Consider the following 21,679-nt stretch of genomic DNA (forward strand, 5'->3'; position numbering starts at 1 on the left):
ATCCTTGTCAGAACGCGCGTTTTCTGACGGTATGAGGATTGTCATTATGCGTATCCTCCCGCTTCTCTCCCTCATCTGCATCGCCACCGGCCTCCGTGCCGAATCCATCCTGCCTCCCAACGCCCGCGTCGCTGTGATCGGCGACAGCATCACGGAGCAAAAAATTTACTCCAAATACATCGAGACCTACCTGCTGGCCTGCACAGGGCGCAGCGACATCAAGGTGTGCCAGTTTGGCTGGAGCGGCGAGCGCGCCGGCGGCTTCGCAGCCCGCCTGGAAAACGACCTGGCGGTGTTCAATCCCAATGTGGCCACCACCTGCTACGGCATGAATGACGGCAGCTACCGCCCCTATGCACCGGAAGTCGGTGCCGAGTATGAGAAAAACATGCGCCTGGTGATCGAGGGCATGAAGAAGGTCGGCGTGAAGGCCATGGCCATCGGCTCCCCCGGCGGAGTGGACCCGGACTTCTTCAAAAAGAACGTCACCGGTGCTGACTACAATGACAACCTTGCCCACCTGCGCGACATCGCCAAGAAGCTGGCGGAAGAAAACAAAGTGCCCTTTGCCAATGTGTATGACACGATGATCAGCGCGCTCACCAAGTCCAAGGCGGCGCTGGGCAAGGAATACGGCCCCTTTGGTGGCGACGGCTTCCATCCCGCCCCAGCGGGCCAGCTGCTCATGGCGCAGGCCTTTCTCAAGGCGCTGGGGTTTGACGGCGAGATCGGCACCATCTCTCTGGACATGAAGGGCGAGAGCAAGGCCAGCAGCGGCCACGTGGTCAAAGGCGGGCAGAACGGTAGCGTGACCCTGGAGAGCACCAAATGGCCCTTCGTGTTTGATGCCGACCCCAAATCTGCTGGCAGCAATCGCAGCATCCTGCCCTACACCAGTTTCAATGAAGACCTCAACCGCCTCACTCTAAAAGTCGTGAATCTCGGCAGCGCCAAGGCCAAGGTCACCTGGGGCACGCAGAGCAAGGAGTTCACCAGCGAGCAGCTCAAGGCAGGCGTGAATCTCGCTGCTGAATTTACCAAGACGCCTTTCGACAATGACTTCGCCGCATTGACCAACGCCATCACACAGAAAGAGGCTTTTGAAACCATCCTGATCAAGAACCTCGTCACCAACATGCGTTCGGTGGCCGCAGAAGCAGCGGAAGACCCCAAGGTGGCTGCCGCGCTGGCCAAGCTGAAGAAGAAGCTGGGAGACGAGCACGCCAAGCAGGATGCCAACGTGCGCAAGTTCATCAAGCCTGTCACTCACACGATCAAGGTCGAGGAAATCAAGTAACCCCATCCCGTTTACGAGCATGCAACTGGCCGATTTGAAGTGGTCCGAGGTGGACGCGCTCAGCCGCGACACGCCGGTGATTTTCCCCGTCGCCGCTCTGGAACAGCACGGCAGGCACATGCCGGTCTTCACCGACAGCATGCTCACCAACGAACTTATTCGTCGTACGGAGGCGGTGCTGGGTGAGCGTGTACTCATAGCGCCGCTCACGTGGCTGGGGAATTCCCATCATCACATGGACTTCCCCGGCACCCTCTCGGCGGAGCCGCGCCTCTATCTCGATTTACTCAACGGGCTGATGGAAAACTTCATCGCCCACGGCTTCAAGCGGCTCGTGTTTCTCAATGGCCACGGCGGCAACGACATCCCTGGAAAACAGGCGGTGTTTGAGACACGGCAGAAATACCGCGATCGCAGCGACCTGCTGCTGCTCTTTGCCACCTACTGGAACCTCGGCGCCAAGCCCTGGACGCGCGATCCCTCCATCCAGCAGCGCGTCATGGGCCATGCCTGTGAGTGGGAGACGAGCATGGTCCTGCGCCTGCGCCCCGAACTCGTCGGCGATCTGACCAAGACGGGCGACGTTCCCTTTGGCAATCCCTTCGAGCCCGCCTCACGCGGCTGGATCATGACCGACCGCAGCGAGCCCGGCCATGTGGGAGATCCCCGCAGCGCCACGGCGGAAAAAGGAGAGGTGCTCTTCCAGTGCTTCAGCGAGACCGTGGTGAAGATGCTGGAACGCGTCATTGCGTGGGATGGGAGGAGCTGGGAGGGGTGATATGGTGACCTTCGAATGAATCCAGATCTGCTCACTCCGATTGGGACGATTGGCTGGTTTGCCATGTTGGTGATCGGCCCGATCAGGAGAGAGAGTTTGAGCGAAATTCTTGTGCCAATCCTTTTTGGCATGGCCATCATTGATGCTTGGGCGGTGGCGCCAGCAGCGATACGGAAAGACCCTTCTTGGAAGACGGTAAGTGCTGTCTGGATGGGAGCGTTGTCGCCGTATGGAGTCTTGGTCTATTGGATGATCAAGCACGTGCTCAAAAGCAGGCGAGAAAGGCAATGAGTGCAGCCGTGTTCAGTGGCCTGCTTCATGCGAACAAAGAAAAATGCAGTGAACTCATTTTGACGCCGTAATCACCTCATGCCCACTTCGCGCTCCTCCCTCTGGAAATGGTATCTCTGCGGCCTGCTGCTGCTGGCCACGACGATCAATTACATGGATCGGCAGACGCTGGCAAATGCGGCCACACGTGTGACGAAGGAGTTTCATCTCTCGCAGGAGCAGTATGGTGATGTGGAGCTGGCCTTTGGCTGGGCCTTTGCGGTGGGGTCCCTGCTGTTTGGTTTCCTGGCTGACCGCGTGAAGGTGTACTGGCTCTATCCGGTGGTGCTCAGCGGCTGGTCGCTGATGGGCATTGCCTCGGCGCATACGAATGGCTACTGGCCGCTGCTGATGTGCCGGGTGCTGCTGGGCTTCTTTGAGGCGGGTCACTGGCCATGCGCGCTAAAGACCACCTTTGCGCTGCTGGAGCCCAAGGACCGCACCATGGGAAACAGCGTGCTGCAGAGCGGAGCATCCATCGGCGCTGTGGTCACGCCGCCGCTCATGATCTGGCTCATGACGGACGAGCTTTCCAGCTGGCGGCGGGCCTTTGAGGCCATCGGCTACATCGGGTTGGTGTGGGTGGTGGTGTGGTTCCTGTCCATGCGCAAAAACGACCTGGATGTGAAGGTGGAGGATGATCCCTCCAAGCGCGAAAGCCTGGGAGGCATCCTGCTCGGCGGACGCTTCTGGGCGTTGGCGATGCTGATCTTTGGCGCGCAGACCTGCTGGCACCTCTTCCGTGTTTGGCTGCCCAAGTTCATGCAGGAGGGGCGCGGCTATCCCGAGGTGGAGGCATTGGCTTTCAACTCGGCCTACTACATCGGCACGGATGTCGGCTGCATCATGGCGGGGTTCATCTCGCTGTGGCTGGCGCGGCGCTTTGGCCTCTCGGCGCATGGTGCACGGCGTTGGGTGTATGCGGGTGCGTGCGTGCTCACCTCCTTCAGCGTGCTGCTGTTCTGGCTGCCCAAGGGCTGGCCGCTGATCGGTGCGCTGCTGTGCGTCGGTGCCGGTGCGCTGGCGCTCTTTCCCTGCTACTACAGCTTTGTGCAGGAGCTTTCAGACCGGCATGTGGGCCGGCTCACGGGCCTGCTGAGCACCTGGGTGTGGGCGGTGTCCTCCCCCATGCACAAGCTCTTTGGCAGACTGGTGGACGAAACAAAATCCTTCGACCTCGGCATGGCCCTGGCAGGGCTGGCGCCGTGGCTGGGGGTCATCGCTATGAAATTGTTCTGGGACAGGCAAAAGCCGAAGGACGCCGCAGTGCAGGAGCGTTGAGTGGCGCATGATCTGCCGCTTTATTGCCACGCTCCTCCTCACATCGGTGCTGACTGCTGCCGAGCCGTACAAGCTGAAGCTCGAAACCATCACCAAAGGCTACGACGGCAAAACGTGCTGGGTGCATCCGCGCGCAGGTGCCATTCCCGGCAGCACGCCCCAAGTGGTGCTGACGATGCAGAAGCTCCTGCTCACCGGCAGTGATGTGTTCTACGCCCTGAATCACGTCAGCACATCGGACATGGCCCGCACCTGGACGCAGCCCGTGGAAAACACGGACACCTTGGGCCGGCGTGAAGAAGCGGGCGGCGTCATCGTGGCGGCATGTGACTTCACTCCCAAGTGGCACGCCACATCCGGCAAGCTGCTCGGCATCGGCCACACGGTGCGCTACACGGACGACAAGGTTATTCACGAGCGTCCGCGTGAGACCTGTTTCTCCGTTTATGATCCGCAGCACAACACATGGTCGCCATGGGCCACGCTGGCCATGCCCGCCGATCCTAAGTTTTATAACGCAGGAGCGGGCTGCGTGCAGCGCGTGGATCTGGAAAACGGCGACATCCTCCTGCCCATTTATTTCAAGGCTCAGGGAGACAAATACTACCGTGTGACCGTGCTGCGCTGCAGCTTTGACGGCAGCACGCTGCGCTTCATTGAGCAGGGCAATGATGTTATGTTGGAGTCAGGGCGCGGTGTGTACGAGCCGTCCCTCATTCGCTGCGCTGGGAAGTTTTACCTCACGCTGCGCAACGACACCGCTGGATACGTGTGCAGCAGCGATGACGGCCTGCACTTCAGCGAATCCAAACGCTGGGACTGGAGCAGCGGTGGCGATCTGGGAAACTACAACACCCAGCAGCACTGGGTGGCGCACAAAGACCATCTCTATCTCGTGTACACCCGTCGAGGTGCCAGCAACGACCACGTCTTTCGCCATCGTGCTCCCTTGTTCATGGCTGAGGTGGACAAGGGCACGCTCACCGTGAGGCGCGAAACCGAGAGCATCCTGGTGCCCGAGCGCGGCGCACGCCTTGGCAACTTTGGCATCTGCGAAGTCAGCGAAAACGAAACTTGGGTCACCGTGGCCGAGTGGATGCAGAAGAACGGCCCGGACTACGTCATTAAGCCCGACAATCAATATGGCGCGGACAACAGCGTCTATGCCGCACGCATTATCTGGCGGGACTGATCATTCCAAATACTCGCCCTCCACGACTTCCTCCTCCACTTCGCCGTCCCTGGCTTCGTGGATGGCGCTGGAGATCACGCGTTCAGTCACTTCGTCGAGGTAGGTCTGCAGCACCTTGCTGAGTTCGAGAAACTCCGGCCACAGCGTCTCTTCGACAAAGCTGCGTGGTACCCGGACCATGACGGTGTTCCGGCGCTGGCGGGTGTAGCGGTAGGGCCTGAGCTCGTAGCGGCGCAGCAGAGCGGTGAAGAGTTTTTTCGACCAGCTGTCAGTCAGGGTGAACTTGTACTCAATGGGCCGCTCCACCTTGGCCGCCTCGCCGATGCGGCGCTTGATTCGTGCGATGGCGTCGGCCGCCGCCTCCTTCTCCCCCGGCGTGGCAGCACCTGCATAGAGGCGCTCGATCTTCCGGAGTTTGTCGAGGAGGTCCTGTTCGTGCATGCGGGTGCTCTATTCCGCACCCTGGGCACGATTGTCAATCCTGCTGCGATGAGGTGCGGCGGATGCCACGCGTGGAAAGAATGTTGCGCACCAGGCGCAGCATGTCGGCAGGCTCGTAGGGCTTTGGCAGCACAGAGGCAAAGCCGTAGGCGGCGGGGTTGGCCATCACAGGATCGTCCGAATAGCCGCTGGAAACGATGGCAAAGACCTCTGGGTCGATGGCGCGCAGCTTTTCCATGGCACGCACACCGCCCATGCCATTGGGGATGCTAAGATCAAGAATGACCAGATCGTAAGGACGGCCCTGGGTGAATGACTCCTGATAAAGGCGCACTGTTTCCGTGCCTTCAGCAGTTTCAGCCACATCAAAGCCGTTGCTGGTGAGATTGCGGACGATCAGGGAGCGCACCAGGGGATCGTCCTCCAGCACGAGGATGCGCGGATTGGAGTTCGTGAGGTCCGGAGCTGTGTCAAAGACCTTGCTGAGGCCAAAGGCGTCTGCCTCCTCGCTGTCGGAGTCGAGCGGCAGATAGAAACGCACAGTTGTTCCCCTGCCGGGCTCGGAGCTCACCGTCAGCGAGCCGCCATGGGCTTTGGCGATGGATTCACATACGGTCAGGCCCAGGCCGGTGGCGTTGTCGGCTTTGCGGGTGCTGAAGTAGGGCTCAAAGATGTGCGGCAGGTGCTCGGCAGGGATGCCTTCGCCTCTGTCCTCCACCTCAATGGCCAGGCCGGAGGGCTGGAAGTTGGTGTCGGCCACCATTTCTCCCGGGAACATCTCCGCGTGGTCAGGCGCGAAGCAGCGCACCACGATCTCTCCGCCTTCAGGCTGAGCCTGCTCGGCATTGCGGATCAGATTGCTGAGCATGCGGCGGATCTGCGCGCTGTCGATCGCCACCTGCGGCAGCCCTGGTTGGATCTCCACGCGGTATTCCACCCGGTTTGCACGCGTGTGGTGGGTGAAAAAGGTCTCAATGAGGTCTCCCAGGCGGAGCTGGGTTTTGATCGGTGCACCGCCGCGCGCAAAGGTCAGCAGCTGCTGCACGAGATTCTGCGCCTGCAGTGTGGCCTGCTTGGCAGTGTGCAGCTCAGGCAGCGTGATGGCATTGCGCAGGCGCATCTCTGCCAGCGAGATGTTTCCCAGCAGCACGGTAAGGAGGTTGTTGAAATCATGCGCAAAGCCACGCGCCAGCAGGCCGAGGGACTCCAGGCGGTCGATTCGGTTGCGGCGCTCGGCTTCCTCGCGGCGGGCGGTCACATCCTGAATGAGCAGCAGCAGCCCCTCGCCAAAAGGATAGCCGCGCAGCTCCAGCCAGATCTGCTTTTCATCAAGGTAGATCTCCCGGTTCACCGTCTCGCGGTGCAGCATCGCGTGGGCAAAAGCCTCGTGGTGCAGCTCGCGGGTGGCGCTGGGCATGATGTCCCAGAGCGAGAGCCCCAGCATATTTTGCAGGTTGCGGTCAAAAAGCCTCAGGGCGCTGGCGTTGGCGTAGGTGACGCGCCAGCGCGAGTCGAGGGAGAAAAGCGGGTCGGAAATGCTCTCCACCACGTCCACCAGAGGCGCGGTGTTGCGGGTGGTTGCGGCGGTTTCCATAGGGGCAGGCGCGGTGACTGCAGCGCGGAAGAGGATGATCAGGCCAGACAGGTGTCCCTGGGCGTCGCGCAGCGGTGCCGAGCGGTCATGGATGGCCACACGCTCTCCCGCCAGGTTGGTCAGGTACACCGTGCGTTCGGTGGAGTCTGCTGGAGCTTCTGCGGAGAGAATCTCAGCGGGCTCTCCCGTACTCTGAAAGATGCGGAAGACCTCGTGCAGGGAGCGGCCGATGGCCTCCTGCGCATTCCACCCTGTGGTGCGGGCAGCGGAGGGATTCATGAATACCACGCCACCGGAGAGATCCGCAGCGATCACGCCGTCTGCCAGGCTCTGAAACGCCTCAAAGTAGCTGTGCTCACGGCGCTGTCGTTCATTTTCCTCAAAGTGGCGCTGGGCGGCCACTTCCACAGCCAGGCGGAGTTCGTCGTGGTTGAAAGGTTTGAGCAAGTAACCGTGGGGGTGGGTTTCGCGGGCGCGGGCCACGGTGTCGAGGTCGGCACAGGCCGTAACGTAAACAATGGCCACGCTGCCTCGGCGCTGCAATTCACGTGCTGTCTCTATGCCATCGAGCTGTCCTGCCAGATGAACGTCCATCAGGACAAGATCGGGACGAAACTCCTCAAAACGAGCAAGCGCCTCTTCTCCAGACGAGCAGATGGCAACGACTAGATACCCTAGCTTACCGAGGGTCGTAGCCATGTCACAGCCTACGAGTCCCTCGTTCTCAACGATCAAGATGCGCGTGCGATCAGTGCTGGTCATTTCCCGGTGGTGGCACTATTCTAACCGATATGAATTAGAAACGCCATAAGAAATCTAAGACTCTTTATTTAATTCTTCAAAACTATAAATAAATAATATTGCCGGACTTACCCCCGAATGGAGGGTTGTTCGGCTCAAAAATCGGGCAAATGAGGGGTGGTGGAAGAATGCAAGGAGTGCTGTTTTCACAACCAAGTCATATTCTGCGGGAAAAGGATGAGGAAGAGCAGATTTTACTCGCCTTTTCCGTGGGTAATTTCATACCTTGGCAGCGTGTTGTTCAAATGCATACCTATGAAAAAGCTCATTACCCTCCTCTCATTCATCACCCTCAGTCTGTCGCTCACCGCAGCCGAAGATACGACGCCCAAAAAGGACGCTGGCAAGGCCAAAGCCGCTGCTGGGCAGCCCGCCAAGCCCTCCGCCAAGGCTGAGGCGCTGGCCAGCACCCTGACGACCCAGCAGCGCAGCCAGCTGCTCTCCATCCTCAATACAGGGGATGATGCCGCTCTCCTGGCTCTCCCCGGGGTGGGAGAGGCACGTGCCAAGGCCATCGTGAAAATCCGTCCTCTCGCAGATGTGACCAGCGTGCTGGCAGCGGATGGCATTGGCGAAGGCATCTTTGCGCAGATGGTTGGCTACGCGAAAGCGGGGTTCACCAAGCCTGAAAAACCCGCTAAAAAGAAAGCGGCCCCGAAGAAAGCCGACGCCAAATAGCCTCGGCAAGGGACAAGGGAGCGCCTCTGCCGCCATCGCAGGCCTGTTGAGGTCTGTTTTTACTGCGATTTGGCGCCTCCAGTCCGGCCTTGTGAAATTTTTCACAAATAGCGGTTGCCGCACTGCGGGACACTCGGATAATCAAAACCGACTCCCCCTGCGGTTTTCCGCTTCTCATGGCCACTATCATTGTACAACGTCCCAAACTCGCCTGGCATGAACGCTGGTTCATTTCCACGCTTCTGAAAGGGCTGAAAATCACGGTTGGACATGGCATTAAAACCTTCCTCCAGATTGCCGGACGCAAGCCCAAGGTAACGATGGAATACCCGGAGCAGAAATGGGACGACCATCTGCCCGACCACTACCGTGGCGCGCCTACCCTCGTCACCGACGAGCATGACCGTGAGCGCTGCGTGAGCTGCCAGCTCTGCGAATTCATCTGCCCTCCCAAGGCCATCAAGATCATCCCTGGGGAGATCCCCAGCGACGATCCGTGGGCCAAGGTCGAAAAGCGGCCGAAGGAGTTCGAAATCGACATGATTCGCTGCATTTACTGCGGCATGTGCGAGGAGGTCTGCCCGGAGCAGGCCATTTTCCTGCGCAAGGACTACGCCATCACCGGTCTCTCCCGCAAGGAGATGGTGCACAACAAAAAGCGCCTCTATGAAATCGGCGGCCAGCGTGTGGGGCTGGTGAACAAGTGGAACGAGCTCAAATAATGCCCCCGCTGCTGTTCTATTTCTTTGCGCTGATCACCCTGGGCTTCGGCTTCATGGTCGTCACCGGGCGCAATCCAGTGACCTGCGCCCTCTCCTTGGCGGCCAGTTTCGTCGGTCTCGCGGCTCTTTTCCTGAGTCTGGATGCCTACTTCATCGGAGTCATCCAGATCCTCGTCTACGCCGGCGCGGTCATGGTGCTCTTCCTCTTTATTATCATGCTGCTGGACATCAAGACGGAGGAGGGCAAGAAACTGAACCTCCCCGCCATCGTGTCCGGTGTGCTGCTAGCCGTGTTTTTGACCCTGCAGATCTTCATGGTCGCTGGCAGCACCGATTTGGCCGGCAAGACCGCCGCCACCGCCCCGCTGGCCCTGGCGGAAGCCTCCGCCAAGATCGGCAAGGCCGCGCTGCCCACGATCACCAAGGATCTGAAGGCTGGCGAACTGCCTGATGCCAAGTTGATCGGCTTCACCCTTTTTGATCAATACGGATTCCATCTGCAGGTGATCGGCCTGCTGCTGCTGGTCGGCACGATCGGTGTGGTGGTCCTCAGCAAACGCGAAAGGAGCCCCGCGCCATGATCACACTCGGCCACTATCTCGTCGTCAGCGGCATGCTGTTTGCCCTCGGTCTGGCTGGCGTCATTGCACGCCGGAACATCATCATTGTTTATATGTGTCTGGAGATGATGCTCAGCGCGGCCAATCTGGCGCTGGTGGGCTTCTCCCGCTTTCATGTCGTCAACGGCCTGCCGGACTACACCGCGCAGTCGCTCGTTTTCTTCACCATCACCGTGGCCGCTGCTGAAGTGGCCGTGGGTCTCGCCATCATCGTGGCTCTCTTCCGCTCCAAGCAGAGCGTGGATGTGGAGTCCGTCACCAAACTTCAAGGATAACGCGCCCGTATGCACGCCAGCATCATCCTACTGCTGCCCTTCTTATCGGCGCTGCTCATCCTCTTGGGGCATCGTCAGCTCAAGGGGGCGGCCGTGCTCATCTCCGTCGGTTCTTCGATCATCTCGTTCATCGCCTGCCTCGCTCTTCTGGCGGCTGACGACGACAACAAGCTGCTGCTGCCCTTCATCGATGTGGGACATATCCATGCCAACATTGATGTGCTGATCGACAAGCAGAGCCGGGGCATGATGTTCATCGTCAGCTTCATCGGCATGCTGGTGCACATCTTCTCGCTGGGGTACATGAAGGATGACGAGGCCCGCCCGCGCTTCTTCGGCTCCCTCTCCCTCTTCATGTTCTCCATGACCGGCATCGTGCTGGCGGGAAACCTCCTGATGATGTTCATCTTCTGGGAGCTGGTGGGCCTGAGCTCCTACCTGCTCATCGGCCACTGGTATCAGAAAGCCAGCGCCGCTGAAGCCTGCAAGAAGGCCTTCCTTACAAATCGTATCGGCGACTTCGGCTTCATGATCGGCATTCTGTTGCTGTTCGGAGCCAACCACGGCAGCGTGAACCTGGGAGATCTGGAATCCGCCTTCAAGCCGGGCAATGAACTGGCTGCAGCATCACCCGGTTTCGTCGCCGCTGCCGCTCTCTGCATTTTCCTTGGTGCTGTGGGCAAGTCCGCCCAGTTCCCCCTGCACGTCTGGCTGCCGGACGCCATGGAGGGCCCCACACCCGTTTCCGCTCTCATCCACGCCGCCACGATGGTCGCCGCTGGTGTTTACATGCTGGTGCGTGTCAGCTTCCTCATCGAGGCTTCACCGCTGGCCGCTGAAATTATTGCAGGCATCGGCTGCGGTACCGCATTGCTTGCGGCTCTGATGGCCACTCAGCAGAACGACATCAAGCGTGTGCTGGCCTACTCCACTCTTTCCCAGCTCGGCTATATGGTGATGGCCGTGGGTGCTGTGGCCATGCATGTTCAGCATGGTCATGAAGTGCATGGCCCGAATCCAGGCCACCCGGCCATGTTCCATCTCTACACGCATGCCTTTTTCAAAGCGATGCTCTTCCTGGGCTCCGGCGCGGTGATCTACGCCTGCCATCATGAGCAGGACATCTGGAAGATGGGCGGTTTGCGCAAGCACATGCCTATCACTTTTTGGACATTTGCCATCGGCACGGCAGCCCTCATGGGTCTGCCATACATCACCAGCGGTTTCTACAGCAAGGAAGGCATTCTCGGCGCGGCCTATGACAGTGGTTGCAGCATCCTGTTCCACAGCGCCTGGCTGACGGCGTTGCTCACCTCCTTCTACATGTCGCGCCTTGTCATCGTCGCCTTTTTTGGCAAGCCCCGCACGGACTCCGCCCACCATGCCACCGAGGTGCCTGTCATCATGTTGCTTCCTCTCATTCTGCTGGCGGTCTTTTCCATTCTCTCCGCCTGGGATGGCTTCGCCACGCCGCTGCAGGCTCTGAAACCAGCGCATGAGCCCCCCCACACCACGGTTCTGGTGGCCTCCCTGCTGGCATTCCTTGTGGGCACTCTCGGTGCCATCTTCCTTTACCGCGGCAAGGAGAAGGATCCGCTCAGCATCAAGCTCTTTGCCAACAAGTTCTACTTTGACGAGATCTACGCCGTCATTGTCCGCATCTTCCAGGATCGTCTGGCTTGGATCGTCACCGCTCTGGAGCGTGTGTTTGTGGACGGCCTGGTCGCCCGTCTGCCCGCAGCCATAGTCGCCCGTATTGGTGCCGCCACCCGCATGCTTCAGGGTGGCCACATGCAGGCCTATACCTTCCTGCTGGGCGGAGGTGTTATTGGAGTGGTTTATCTGGTCGTATTTGTGCTGCCCCGTCTGGGCCATTGATGGAGGAATTGAATGAGCGTTCTTGAAATAATCATCGCACTACCGCTCCTCGCCGCATTGGCGGTCTGGCTCGGTGCGCCTGCGCGCGCCGCATCTCTCGGTGCCACCATCGTCAATCTGATCCTCGTCCTTTATGCCGTGGTCCAGTATGGCGGCAAAACCGGTCTGGCCTTCACTTGCTCTCACCCGATTCTTGAGAATCCAGCGCTGAGCTTTGCAGTGGGCGCAGATGGCACTTCGCTCATTCTGGCGTTGCTCACCGCCTTGGTGATGCTGGCCGCCATCTGGCAGATCGAGGACCGCCCCAATATCTTCTACATCTCTTCGCTGCTCATCGGCGGCGGTGCACTTGGGGCCTTCCTCACCACGGATGTCTTCTTCATCTACGCCTTCCACGAGCTGGCGCTGATCCCCACCTTCCTCATGATCGCCCTGCATGGCCGTGCCGAACCTGCCCAGCGCAAGGCGGTTGCCTGGAAAGCCACGATCTATCTCGGTGCCGGCAGCCTTGTTCTTCTCGCCGGCCTTGCCTGGCTGGTGCTCGAATTCAGCGGCGGTTCCAAACTGACCTTTGACCTCGAAGCTCTGCGCAACCAGGCCAAGCTCACCCCGCTGCCGGATGCCAAGCAGGCGCAGATCTTCTTCCTGCTGCTGCTCGGTTTTGGCTCCCTCGTCAGCCTGTTTCCTTTCCATAGCTGGGCTGCCCCGGCCTACGCCACGGCCCCTACTCCAGTGGCCATGCTGCACTCCGGTGTGCTCAAGAAGTTCGGCCTCTATGGCCTCATCCGCATCGCGCTGCCGCTGCTGCCACAGGGCGCTCATGTGGAGTGGGTGCAGACCGCGCTGATTTGGATGCTCCTGGGCAATATCCTCGTGATGGGTCTCGTCACCATTCACGCCAGCCGCCTTGATGACACCCTGGCAAACTCCAGCGTCATGCACATGGGCTACATCTTCCTCGGTATCGCCTCAGGCAGTGATCTGGCGCTGAAAGGTGCGGTCATCCTCATGTTTGCGCACGGTGTCTCCATCGCGCTGCTCTTCGGTCTTTGCGGCCGCATGCGCAACCAGCTCGGCACGCTGGAGTACAACAAGCTCGGCGGCCTTGCCACTCACGCGCCTGCTTTCACCGTATTGTTCGCGTTCGGAGCCTTTGCCTCCATCGGCCTGCCTGGCCTGACCAACTTCGCAGGGGAGGTGATGATCTTCCTCGGCAACTTCACCGACTTCAAAATCGGTGCCCTGAGTTCCCTGCAGTGGGCCGTCATTTTTGCGCTCTGGGGCGTGGTGATGTCCGCCGTTTACATGCTGCGCGCCTACCGCAGCATCTTCCATGGCAGCCCCGCCACCGGCCTGTTTATGATCGACCCCGCGCTCTCCCAGCGTGTGCCGTTCATCCTGCTTGCAACCACGCTGCTTATCACCGGCTGCTGCCCCTCGCTGCTGCTCAACCTCATGAAATCCGCGCTGTAGTCCTGCCATGAGCGTTTTTACCATCGAAGCCGGCCTCGCCATTCTCGGACTCGCACTGCTGCTGGTCGAGGCCTTCAAGCCAGACATCTCCCGCCGCACCCTCGGTCTCACCGCCATTGCTGGCACCGTCCTCGCGCTGGTGTTGTTCATCTTTGCACCGCACGACACCGCCAGCCTGCCCGGCTTTATCCAGCCCTGGCACCAGCTCGACGGCCTCGCCATTTTCTACAAGGGCTTTGCCCTCGTCATCACCATCCTCGTCCTCTGGCTCACGCTGGAATGCGCGCCCTACCTCACGCGTTTCACGCTGGATGGCAAACTGGGCGAAATGTTCAGCCTGCCGCTCCTCGTCTGCGCTGGCATGATGTGGATGGCCTCCGCCCGTGATCTGGTCACGGTGTTCGTCTCTCTTGAGCTCGTTACCGTCTCCTTCTATGTGCTGGTCGCCTTTGCACGCAAAAGCGCCTTCAGCCTTGAGGCGGGTGTCAAATACCTGATCCTGGGTGCTCTTTCCACCGGCGTGCTCGTCTATGGCATCGCCTGGATCTACGGTGCCACCGGTACGATGAGCTTTGACGGCATCGCCAAGGCGCTGGCCAATCCTGCCACCGGCAAGACCGCCGCACTCTTTGGTGCGGCTGTACTGCTCTGCGGCCTGGGTTTCAAAGTTGCGGCAGCTCCCTTCCACATGTGGGTGCCAGACGTCTATCAGGGCGCACCTACCCCCGTGACCGCCTTCCTTTCCGTCGGTTCCAAAGCCGCAGGCTTCGTGGTCCTTACCCGCGCTCTCGATGCTTTCATGGCCCCCGGCTCCATCATTGGCAGTGAGATTCAGGCCCTGCTTCTTGTCGTGGGTGCCCTCACTGCGCTGCTCGGCAGCCTGCCCGCCATGTTCCAGACCAGCGTCAAGCGCCTGCTGGCCTACTCCAGCATCAGCCACGCTGGTTATCTCATCCTCGCCCTCGCCTGCCGCGAGAGCGCCCGCTTTGATCTTTCTTCTGGCGGTGTGGTGGCCTTCTACCTGGCCACGTATCTGCCCATGACTGTCCTCGGCTTCCTGGGTCTTGGAATCATGCGCGCCAACGGCCTTGGCGAAGACCTCAAGGACTTCACCGGCCTTGCCAAACGCAATCCGCTGCTGGCCCTGCTGATGACCCTCTCCTTTGCCTCTCTGGCCGGTCTGCCGCTGACCGCTGGCTTCCTCGGCAAGCTCTTCGTCTTCCTCGGTCTGGCTGATCATGGCTGTTGGGGCGCGCTCAGCTGCGCCGTCATCGCCGCTGCCACGGGCTTCTACTACTACTTCAAGACCGTGCTTGCGATGTACAGCACCGAAGGCACCGACGTGCCTGCTCTCACTCTCTCCGGAGCCACTAAGGCTGTCGCGGGTGCACTCGCTCTCGTCATCGTGATCCTCGGCGTGTATCCCAAGCCGCTGCAGGGCGTGCTGAAAGCCGGCCACACTGCTGTGGTGCTGAAGTGATCTCGGGCGGGTTTGCTGGGTGTCATGCCCGATAAACTAAGAAAAAGGAGAGTTGTGCCTCGATTTAAGTTTTGACAGTTGGTAAGTCGCACGGCTAGACCAGCTGCATGAAGAAATCACTGCGTGGCTTTTTCGGGGTCTGGCTTGGAGTGTTCGCCCTGGTGAACACTGTTGGTGCTCAGACGAGATCTCCTGTCGTAACGGAGATCAATTTCGATGCCGTGTTTGAATGGAAGAAGCCCTGCACGCTGAATTCGGAGGAGCTCGAGGCCAGGCTCGCCAAACTCGCTCCGACGCCAGGCAAAAAGTGGTACGCATTGGACCAGTCTAAGATGTTCTCGCAGCCCTCCCACTTGTTCAATGCCAGCTATCGCCACAGCAACAACCTCAAATACCTCGTCTTTGGCAGCAAGGAGTTTGAGCCTGAAGCCGTCCGTGTGATGTGGGCCGATGGGCAGATCGACCATGTCGCTGTCAGATACACTGCCCAGGCTGGCGACACCGAGGCTTCACCAGAGTTGCTGGCTGGCATTGGTGACGCCTTGGGTGCACACTCTTTCACACGCTCAGGCGGCAGTTACCTGTGGAGCGGCGAGCACTACAGCGCCAGCGCATCCTTCACACGCCAGCAGAATGACACCATTTTCGTTGTGTCTGTGCGTCCCATCAATCCCAGGGCTGCCCCCGCAGGAACGATGCCGCCCGCTTCTCCTGAAAAGCCGGTGCCGTCGCAGACAGTCTCTGCTTCCACGCCGGAACTCAAAATCAATCTGGACGATCTTCTGGATTGGAAAAATCCCCTCTCCTTTTCTCGCGAAGAGTTTGAGAAAAAGCTCTCCACCTTGGAAAAAGTCGGTGCCAGCAAGCCCTACTTTCTGGACGGGGGCACTGCGGAGTCATCGCACGTGTTCAGTCCAGAATCCATCAGGGCCTACAAGCTGAGCTTCACCATGCTCAAAGGCACGCGCTCGCCCAGTGCCATGCGCATCGAATGGAAAGACAGCCGCGCCAGCCTCATCAATGTCATCTTCTCACGTCAGGAGAATGAGTGGGACGTGGACTCTGGATTGCTAGCCCAGCTGGATGAGGCGTTTGAGGTGAGTCACCAGGTCCTGTCCACGGATCCAAAGATACGCACGTATTCATGGCGGGGGGCTGATTTTACAGCCAGCATCTCCGCGCATCCGACACAGCCGAGGTATTTCCTCAGCATGCGCAAAACTCAGCCGGTTGCCCTGCGCAGCCCGGTCGGCATTCCCGATACCCCCGTGGTTCCTGCGCCCAAGATGGAGCCCGCCAAACCGTTGTCTGTAGCCGCTGAACCCAAGATCCCGGTCGTTTCTTTTGAATCCAAGCCCACAGATTACTTCAAGCTCCGCCTTACCCAGGTAAACGGACTGCTCATCTCCCAGCTTTCCTCGGGTGAAAAATCCGGCCAGGTCACTACAATGACCCTGACCGTGCTGCCGAAAAAAGAGGGCGGCAAAGAAAGCTTCCTGGATTTCAACCAGGACGTCGGCGCAAGCATGAGACGCGCCCTTAACCAGGTCCGCAACTTCTCTCTGCAGCGCCACAAGAGCTGGCCTGATGGCTACTCGCTCGAAATCGGGTTTGATGATAAATACATCGACAAAGACGGGCCCTCCGCTGCCGTGGCCTGTGCATTGCTCCTAGAGTCTGCCGTGACCGGCAGGAAATGGGATCCCGAATTCGCAGTCACAGGAGATCTGACTTCAGAGGGCAACGTTCGGCCCATCGGCGGAGTGCGGGCCAAGATCCGCGGCGCCACCAAGGGAAGCTGCAAGATCGTCGCCGTGCCCGCCAAAAACGAGCGCGCGGTGGCGGATCTGATCTTGCTCGACGGGCCGGCTCCGCTGCTGGGCATCACGGTGTTTGGAATCAAAACGTTTGATGATGCCGTTGCGCTCGCAACGCCTGAGCGCTCGACCGGTCTGAAGCTGGCGCTGGCAGATTTTGAAGCCATGCGCGCCGTCTTGCTGCGCAATCCCGGGCAGATCACGCCGCTGCTGCGTTCACCACATGCAATTGCGCGGTTGGAGGCGCTTTTGCTGGTGGCACCCGACTGTTACTCGGCCAAGTATCTTCTGTTACATGCACAGGGCAGATCCGCACGCGTCCTGTCTCTCGGCGGCTCCATTGAGGCGGCGCAGAGCAGCGCCCAGGCCATCGTGAACTCCATCGAAAATGACGTCGCCACCACCTTGTCGAGTCTGAAACCAGACGAAGTGGGCACCAGCCTCAACAGGCTGCGGCAGCTCCGCCCCATTCTCGACCAGCGGGTGTGGCCTTATGTGGACGGCGTGACCGATTACGGGGAAGTTATTCGCAGCACCATCCTCAATCCCGTGAGGTCAGGCGCCAGGTACAGTGACCTTGTGGACAAAGCCAGGACTGCGGCGCGTGCGGCCGCAGCCGCTTATAACACGCTGATGAACAAAGAGGAGACTCAAGAGGAGCTGGGACTGTAGGCTATTAGGTGACCTCCCATAGGTTATCTGAACTGGTGCATACGGCAAAGCACATCCGGCAGCCTTGACAGGTTTAGGCATGAGAAGGTAAAAGCACTGCATGAAATTCCAGCGCTGCATCCGTTTGATTTTGCTTGTATGGCTTGGGCTGGCTGGCCCTCTGAGTGCACAGATCAAATCCAACAAGCCTTCGATCGATGACCTTATCGACTGGGCTGATCCCATGGCGATGACTCTTGAGAAACTGAAGAGCAAGCTGGACGCAGTTGCCAAAAATCGGAGCAAACCCGTCTATACAATCGTCCAGTCGGATGACAGAGAGACAAGGCTCTTTTATAGAGCCGCAGACATGGCCAGGTCGAGCCTGCTTGAAACCACCTTCTTGAGCGGTCTCTTGGATGTCATTTCCTTGAATGTCTCATATTATAAGATTCAAGGAATGGATAAGGGTGAAGGAATGGCCCCGCACTTCGAAATCATGGTTTCTGAAGGAAACATGACCAGGAAGAAGATGGGCGCATTTATGATCCTGATGTCCCAGAAAACGGGTGACCCAGCACCCAAGGAGGAAACATCCAATACGATGGGGCGTTCGAACATCAAGCCAGTCACTTCTCTGAACTGGAAGAATCCGAAATACCGGGTGCGCTTTTACGTCAGCGAGCCCTTCGCCTATTTGACCATATCCCCCGTCTACCCCCAAGATGGTGCGCCTTCTCCCCAGCCGCCTGCCGAACCGAAAGCCCAGCCTGCCTTATCTGCCAATCTCGACGCCCTGCTAAATTTCTCCGCTCTCTGGCAATGGTCCGCCGCTGATCTGGAAAAGAACTACGAATTGAAACTCGCAGACCAGGACACGCAGCAGAAGCCGCCACAGTTTGAGTGGGTCAGCAGCACCAAGGACCGCGCGCGTTTCTCACGCCACATGTTCACCAATGCGGAAATCAATCTCACGATGTTCGCGGGTTCGGTCAAACTGGAGGAGGCTGTGCTTGAGTTTGTGAACGGCAGGATGGCGCGCGCCACCATCTCCTTCTACAATCGCGGTGATTCCGGAGACATCGACGTGCAGGATTTTGACCGCATCTTCAAGACGATTGGCCAAAATCTCAGCCAGGTGATGAAGGTGTCTCCCAAGCGTCAGGTGCTGTCGTCCAATGCGGCGCTGCCTGTGACGGGATGGATGTGGTCCTCCCCAGGCGGCATCGCGCTGCTGGAGCACAACGAGTACAACACGCCCGGCAGGGTCACGAAGCCGGAGTTTCTGCGGCTCAAGCTCGCCGCACCGGACCAGGCCAACTGGAGCATGGGCAAGATGGGCACCGGGGTCCAGCGCATGGAGCTGCTGCAGCGGATCAAAAAGACGCCGGAAGGAGACGTCTATATCTCAGGCGTGCCCATGGTGGACCAGGGCCAGAAAGGCTACTGCGTGGCAGCCAGCTGCCAGCGCCTGTTCGAGTACATGCGCATTCCCTGTGATCAGCATGAAATGGCCAAGCTCGTGAACATCGATGCTGAAAGCGGGGCAAGCATCATGGTCATGCAAAAGAGCCTGGCCAAGATCGACGGAGCTTTCAACGTCACCTTCAAGCCGTTGATCAACCCCGAACAGTATTACGCGGCCAACCGCAAACGGCGGGTTTCCGAGAAGGAGTTCGTCTCCATCATCAAAGAGTATGTCGAAAAGGGCGTGCCTCTGCTCTGGGGGCTGTCTTTGGGAGAGAAGCCCGAAGATCCGCCCCTGCCTAATGGGGGGCAGGTCAGCGGCGGCCACATGCGCATGGTCATCGGTTACAATCTGGCCAAGAACCAGGTGCTCTTCACCGACTCCTGGGGCGCAGGCCATGAGCTCAAGCGCATGGCCATGCTGGATGCCTACGATGTCACCATGGGCCTCTACTCCATGGCACCACGGGGATTCTGATGCCTCACGGCGCGCGGCCTTCCTCGACATCCATCATGTCAAAGAAGGTGATCAGGTCTTCGCGATGCGCGAGGCCAGCCTCGGCGCGCTGCTTGACGAGGCCTTCGCTGGCAGCATCGCGCCAGCCGCGCTTCATCATGAAGCCATTCCAGATTTCGATCTGCTCGGCTGTGGGGCGGTTGCCGTTCTGGCAGCACCATTCCAGGATCTCCTCGTCGGTGCCACCGGCCAGCGTGCGCTGAGTCAGCTCATAAAAATCCACTCCGAGGAATTTGCACACGCGCTCGTCAAAGGTGCGGTTGCCAGGCATGTAGCCCAGGTGGTAGCCCTCGGGCAGGCTGCCTTCTTTGTCGAAGAGGCGGATCTTGTCCAGGATGCGGCCAAAGACCATGATGCCGCCGACCATGTCACGAGGGGAACGAATGGGAAATGCCATGCGCCTCATTAGCAATGGGCGCATGGCAAGTCAATGCAGGCTGGCAGGCTTACTCGGCCTTCTTCTTGGCTTTGGCAGCGCCTTTGGCTGCGGCGGGTCTGGCCACGGGAGCTACTTTCTCGCCGGGCTTGGGCAGGGTGGCCATCACGGCATCCCAGCCGGGATTGAGGGTGGCTTCCTTGAGGCTGAAGTTGCGGAAGTCCACGGACTGGCCGCTGACGGTGAAGCCCGGGGAGGCCTTCTCCGTGAGGAAGAGGTCATTGGCACCCCAGGCTACCAGATCGTCCACCTTGCCCAGCATTTTGTCTCCCACCATTTCCAGGCGCACCTTGTGCCAGCCTTCGCCCAGCTCAGCTGGGAAGCGGGCAAAGACCACCGCCTTGTCCGGGCCTTCGTGGTCGTTGTCGTCGCGCTGTACGGTCACGGATTTGGGGGTGATCATGATGCGCGCCATGTGGTCCTTGATGGCATTGATGGAAAGGCTGGTGGTCTTGGCGCCGGAGAACTTGAACTCATACTCGATGACGAAGTCCTTCAGCTTGTTGGGCAGCCGGATCACCGCGCCGTGCTTGTCGGCTTCCAGCTCAGAGCCATGCAGCACGCCGTCCACAGCCTCCCATTTGCCTTTGGCGGCCTTCCACGGCGCACCGGCTCCGGAGGCGAGGTTGTTTTCATAAATGGCCTTGCCAGGAATGGCGAGGAGCGGCTTGTCCTCGGCACGAATGCCGGAGGCGGCCAGGGCGAGGACCAGAGCGAGCAGGGAGGTGTGTTTCATGGAGCGGTGAAAACGAAACCGCAGCATCCATGTTGCGTGAAAATTCCCGGCCTGATAGAACCGGCGCATGCGTACCGCCGCCGTCTGCCTCATTCTCCTGCACACGCTCATGCAAGCCGCTGAACCCAACCCCGCCGCCGATGCCTGGCTGGCCAAGACTAAGATCGCCCCGCCGCTTCAGGTGCCTGCCTCCCTGACTGCCTGGCATAAGCAGCGCACGCAGATTCGCGCCACGTTGAACGAGCTGCTTGGCGATCTGCCGCCACGCCCGCCCGTATCTGCTGTACAGGTGACCAGCCGTGAGGACAAAGGAGCCTACACGCTGGAGACCATTCAGTTCGACAACGGCGCTGGCGAGGTGGTGAAAGGCTACGTCTTTGTGCCAAAGACGGCCACAGCGCTGAGCCTAGCTCCGGCCATTCTCTACTGTCACTGGCACGGCGGCCAGTATGACAGCGGCAAGCAAGAGCTGCTGCAAACCAACGCCACCCCCGTGGCCGCAGGCCCCGCGCTGGCGGAGGCCGGATATGTCGTGCTGGGCATCGACGCCCCATGCTTTGGCGAGCGCAACGGCCACGGCCCCGATGGCCCGCAGCAGAAGGGCTCCAATGGCGAGATGACCGCCGCGAAGTTCAACCTCTGGGTGGGGCGCACGCTCTGGGGCATGATGATCCGAGATGACCTGACCGCGCTGGATTATCTCTGCTCCCGCCCCGAGGTGGACGCGCAACGCATCGGCGTCACCGGCATCAGCATGGGCTCCACCAGAAGCTGGTGGATCATGGCATTGGACGACCGTCCGCGCGCCGCCGTCTGCGTCGGCTGCATGACACGCTACGAGGAGCTCATCCGTGCCGGCATGCTCAAGGCGCACGGCATCTACTACTTTGTCCCCGGCATGCTCCGGCACTTTGACACCGAGTCCGTCATCGCCCTCGGTGCCCCGCGCCCCATGCTCTTCATGACGGGCGATCAGGACAGCGGCTCGCCCGTGGAAGGCGTGCGGCACATCGGCGAGATCGTGAGCCGGATCTACCTTCTCACGGGAATGAACGATGCCGAGTATTTTGAAAACAAGATCTACCCCGGAGTCGGCCACGTGTATCTGCCGGAGATGTGGGAGGAGACAGTGAAATGGATGGATCGGTGGGTCAGGAACGCGGAACCACTCAAGCAGCTCAAATAAGAGCCAAGATCGTCAAGGCGTGCATTTCA

Annotated in this window: 19 protein-coding genes; 15 read left to right on the plus strand and 4 right to left on the minus strand. The window is 59.7% G+C overall.

Going from position 1 to position 21,679, the window contains the following annotated elements; all coding sequences use genetic code 11:
• The first annotated feature begins 46 nt into the window (after positions 1-46).
• The 5 genes from HNQ65_RS16805 to HNQ65_RS16825 all read left to right on the plus strand — a co-directional run bounded on the left by HNQ65_RS16805 (position 47) and on the right by HNQ65_RS16825 (position 4,878).
• The gene (locus HNQ65_RS16805; protein ID WP_184341019.1) at positions 47-1,297 is read left to right on the plus strand and encodes an SGNH/GDSL hydrolase family protein; all 1,251 of its coding nucleotides are present in this window, start codon (positions 47-49) and stop codon (positions 1,295-1,297) included.
• A 19-nt stretch (positions 1,298-1,316) separates the two neighbouring features.
• Positions 1,317-2,075, plus strand: a complete 759-nt coding sequence (locus tag HNQ65_RS16810; protein WP_184341021.1) for a creatininase family protein — start codon at positions 1,317-1,319, stop codon at positions 2,073-2,075.
• Between the two features lie 15 nt (positions 2,076-2,090).
• Positions 2,091-2,366, plus strand: a complete 276-nt coding sequence (locus HNQ65_RS16815; RefSeq protein WP_184341023.1) for a hypothetical protein — start codon at positions 2,091-2,093, stop codon at positions 2,364-2,366.
• A 78-nt stretch (positions 2,367-2,444) separates the two neighbouring features.
• Positions 2,445-3,686, plus strand: coding sequence for an MFS transporter (locus tag HNQ65_RS16820; protein ID WP_184341025.1), 1,242 nt, complete (start codon positions 2,445-2,447; stop codon positions 3,684-3,686).
• Positions 3,687-3,693: 7 nt separating this feature from the next.
• Positions 3,694-4,878, plus strand: coding sequence for a sialidase family protein (locus HNQ65_RS16825; protein WP_184341027.1), 1,185 nt, complete (start codon positions 3,694-3,696; stop codon positions 4,876-4,878).
• Here the strand turns inward: HNQ65_RS16825 and HNQ65_RS16830 are convergent, their stop codons facing one another.
• Both HNQ65_RS16830 and HNQ65_RS16835 read right to left on the minus strand, forming a co-directional pair.
• Positions 4,879-5,319, minus strand: a complete 441-nt coding sequence (locus tag HNQ65_RS16830) for a hypothetical protein (RefSeq protein WP_184341029.1) — start codon at positions 5,317-5,319, stop codon at positions 4,879-4,881. It lies immediately after the preceding gene.
• A 34-nt stretch (positions 5,320-5,353) separates the two neighbouring features.
• On the minus strand, positions 5,354-7,675 hold the full coding sequence (locus HNQ65_RS16835) for a hybrid sensor histidine kinase/response regulator (protein ID WP_281382116.1): 2,322 nt from the start codon (positions 7,673-7,675) through the stop codon (positions 5,354-5,356).
• Positions 7,676-7,969: 294 nt separating this feature from the next.
• Between HNQ65_RS16835 and HNQ65_RS16840 the strand changes: the two genes are divergently transcribed.
• From HNQ65_RS16840 to HNQ65_RS16880, 9 genes are all read left to right on the plus strand, one after another.
• Positions 7,970-8,392: a hypothetical protein gene (locus HNQ65_RS16840; protein ID WP_184341033.1), complete on the plus strand. Its 423-nt coding sequence runs from the start codon at positions 7,970-7,972 to the stop codon at positions 8,390-8,392.
• A gap of 176 nt (positions 8,393-8,568) precedes the next feature.
• The gene (locus tag HNQ65_RS16845) at positions 8,569-9,114 is read left to right on the plus strand and encodes a 4Fe-4S binding protein (RefSeq protein ID WP_184341035.1); all 546 of its coding nucleotides are present in this window, start codon (positions 8,569-8,571) and stop codon (positions 9,112-9,114) included.
• Positions 9,114-9,695 (plus strand): NADH-quinone oxidoreductase subunit J family protein, encoded by a 582-nt coding sequence (locus tag HNQ65_RS16850; protein WP_184341037.1) that lies wholly within the window; start codon positions 9,114-9,116, stop codon positions 9,693-9,695. Before HNQ65_RS16845 ends, HNQ65_RS16850 begins: the two co-directional genes overlap by 1 nt.
• On the plus strand, positions 9,692-10,009 hold the full coding sequence (gene nuoK / locus HNQ65_RS16855) for an NADH-quinone oxidoreductase subunit NuoK (protein WP_184341039.1): 318 nt from the start codon (positions 9,692-9,694) through the stop codon (positions 10,007-10,009). The genes HNQ65_RS16850 and nuoK overlap by 4 nt, the downstream gene beginning before the upstream one ends.
• Before the next feature lie 9 nt (positions 10,010-10,018).
• Positions 10,019-11,887 carry an NADH-quinone oxidoreductase subunit L gene (gene nuoL / locus HNQ65_RS16860; RefSeq protein WP_184341041.1) on the plus strand — a complete coding sequence of 623 codons (1,869 nt, stop codon included), beginning with the start codon at positions 10,019-10,021 and terminating at the stop codon, positions 11,885-11,887.
• A 12-nt stretch (positions 11,888-11,899) separates the two neighbouring features.
• Positions 11,900-13,360, plus strand: coding sequence for a complex I subunit 4 family protein (locus HNQ65_RS16865; RefSeq protein WP_184341043.1), 1,461 nt, complete (start codon positions 11,900-11,902; stop codon positions 13,358-13,360).
• Between the two features lie 7 nt (positions 13,361-13,367).
• Entirely contained in the window at positions 13,368-14,840 is a 1,473-nt protein-coding gene (locus tag HNQ65_RS16870) for an NADH-quinone oxidoreductase subunit N (RefSeq protein WP_184341045.1), read from the plus strand.
• Between the two features lie 107 nt (positions 14,841-14,947).
• Positions 14,948-17,329, plus strand: a complete 2,382-nt coding sequence (locus HNQ65_RS16875) for a S16 family serine protease (protein ID WP_184341047.1) — start codon at positions 14,948-14,950, stop codon at positions 17,327-17,329.
• 532 nt (positions 17,330-17,861) lie between these two features.
• The gene (locus HNQ65_RS16880) at positions 17,862-19,253 is read left to right on the plus strand and encodes a C39 family peptidase (protein ID WP_184341049.1); all 1,392 of its coding nucleotides are present in this window, start codon (positions 17,862-17,864) and stop codon (positions 19,251-19,253) included.
• Between the two features lie 4 nt (positions 19,254-19,257).
• Here the strand turns inward: HNQ65_RS16880 and HNQ65_RS16885 are convergent, their stop codons facing one another.
• Both HNQ65_RS16885 and HNQ65_RS16890 read right to left on the minus strand, forming a co-directional pair.
• Positions 19,258-19,689: a DUF5069 domain-containing protein gene (locus tag HNQ65_RS16885; protein WP_184341051.1), complete on the minus strand. Its 432-nt coding sequence runs from the start codon at positions 19,687-19,689 to the stop codon at positions 19,258-19,260.
• 49 nt (positions 19,690-19,738) lie between these two features.
• Positions 19,739-20,464, minus strand: coding sequence for a LamG domain-containing protein (locus HNQ65_RS16890; protein WP_184341053.1), 726 nt, complete (start codon positions 20,462-20,464; stop codon positions 19,739-19,741).
• 67 nt (positions 20,465-20,531) lie between these two features.
• Here HNQ65_RS16890 and HNQ65_RS16895 point away from each other — a divergent pair, with 67 nt between their 5' ends.
• On the plus strand, positions 20,532-21,650 hold the full coding sequence (locus HNQ65_RS16895; protein ID WP_184341055.1) for an alpha/beta hydrolase family protein: 1,119 nt from the start codon (positions 20,532-20,534) through the stop codon (positions 21,648-21,650).
• Positions 21,651-21,679 lie beyond the last annotated feature (29 nt).

Origin of the sequence: Prosthecobacter vanneervenii, from assembly GCF_014203095.1 — a bacterium.
Lineage (GTDB): Bacteria > Verrucomicrobiota > Verrucomicrobiia > Verrucomicrobiales > Verrucomicrobiaceae > Prosthecobacter > Prosthecobacter vanneervenii.

What these genes read in the sequence shown, in the direction of transcription:
- HNQ65_RS16875 (WP_184341047.1), top strand. Translation starts at nt 14,948, where the DNA reads ATGAAGAAATCACTGCGTGGCTTTTTCGGGGTCTGGCTTGGAGTGTTC.
- HNQ65_RS16895 (WP_184341055.1), top strand. Translation starts at nt 20,532, where the DNA reads ATGCGTACCGCCGCCGTCTGCCTCATTCTCCTGCACACGCTCATGCAA.
- HNQ65_RS16820 (WP_184341025.1), top strand. Translation starts at nt 2,445, where the DNA reads ATGCCCACTTCGCGCTCCTCCCTCTGGAAATGGTATCTCTGCGGCCTG.
- HNQ65_RS16850 (WP_184341037.1), top strand. Translation starts at nt 9,114, where the DNA reads ATGCCCCCGCTGCTGTTCTATTTCTTTGCGCTGATCACCCTGGGCTTC.
- HNQ65_RS16870 (WP_184341045.1), top strand. Translation starts at nt 13,368, where the DNA reads ATGAGCGTTTTTACCATCGAAGCCGGCCTCGCCATTCTCGGACTCGCA.
- HNQ65_RS16840 (WP_184341033.1), top strand. Translation starts at nt 7,970, where the DNA reads ATGAAAAAGCTCATTACCCTCCTCTCATTCATCACCCTCAGTCTGTCG.
- nuoL (WP_184341041.1), top strand. Translation starts at nt 10,019, where the DNA reads ATGCACGCCAGCATCATCCTACTGCTGCCCTTCTTATCGGCGCTGCTC.
- HNQ65_RS16830 (WP_184341029.1), bottom strand. Translation starts at nt 5,319, where the DNA reads ATGCACGAACAGGACCTCCTCGACAAACTCCGGAAGATCGAGCGCCTC.
- HNQ65_RS16845 (WP_184341035.1), top strand. Translation starts at nt 8,569, where the DNA reads ATGGCCACTATCATTGTACAACGTCCCAAACTCGCCTGGCATGAACGC.
- HNQ65_RS16810 (WP_184341021.1), top strand. Translation starts at nt 1,317, where the DNA reads ATGCAACTGGCCGATTTGAAGTGGTCCGAGGTGGACGCGCTCAGCCGC.
- HNQ65_RS16890 (WP_184341053.1), bottom strand. Translation starts at nt 20,464, where the DNA reads ATGAAACACACCTCCCTGCTCGCTCTGGTCCTCGCCCTGGCCGCCTCC.
- HNQ65_RS16865 (WP_184341043.1), top strand. Translation starts at nt 11,900, where the DNA reads ATGAGCGTTCTTGAAATAATCATCGCACTACCGCTCCTCGCCGCATTG.
- HNQ65_RS16805 (WP_184341019.1), top strand. Translation starts at nt 47, where the DNA reads ATGCGTATCCTCCCGCTTCTCTCCCTCATCTGCATCGCCACCGGCCTC.
- HNQ65_RS16835 (WP_281382116.1), bottom strand. Translation starts at nt 7,675, where the DNA reads ATGACCAGCACTGATCGCACGCGCATCTTGATCGTTGAGAACGAGGGA.
- HNQ65_RS16825 (WP_184341027.1), top strand. Translation starts at nt 3,694, where the DNA reads ATGATCTGCCGCTTTATTGCCACGCTCCTCCTCACATCGGTGCTGACT.
- HNQ65_RS16885 (WP_184341051.1), bottom strand. Translation starts at nt 19,689, where the DNA reads ATGGCATTTCCCATTCGTTCCCCTCGTGACATGGTCGGCGGCATCATG.
- HNQ65_RS16880 (WP_184341049.1), top strand. Translation starts at nt 17,862, where the DNA reads ATGTCCCAGAAAACGGGTGACCCAGCACCCAAGGAGGAAACATCCAAT.
- HNQ65_RS16815 (WP_184341023.1), top strand. Translation starts at nt 2,091, where the DNA reads ATGAATCCAGATCTGCTCACTCCGATTGGGACGATTGGCTGGTTTGCC.
- nuoK (WP_184341039.1), top strand. Translation starts at nt 9,692, where the DNA reads ATGATCACACTCGGCCACTATCTCGTCGTCAGCGGCATGCTGTTTGCC.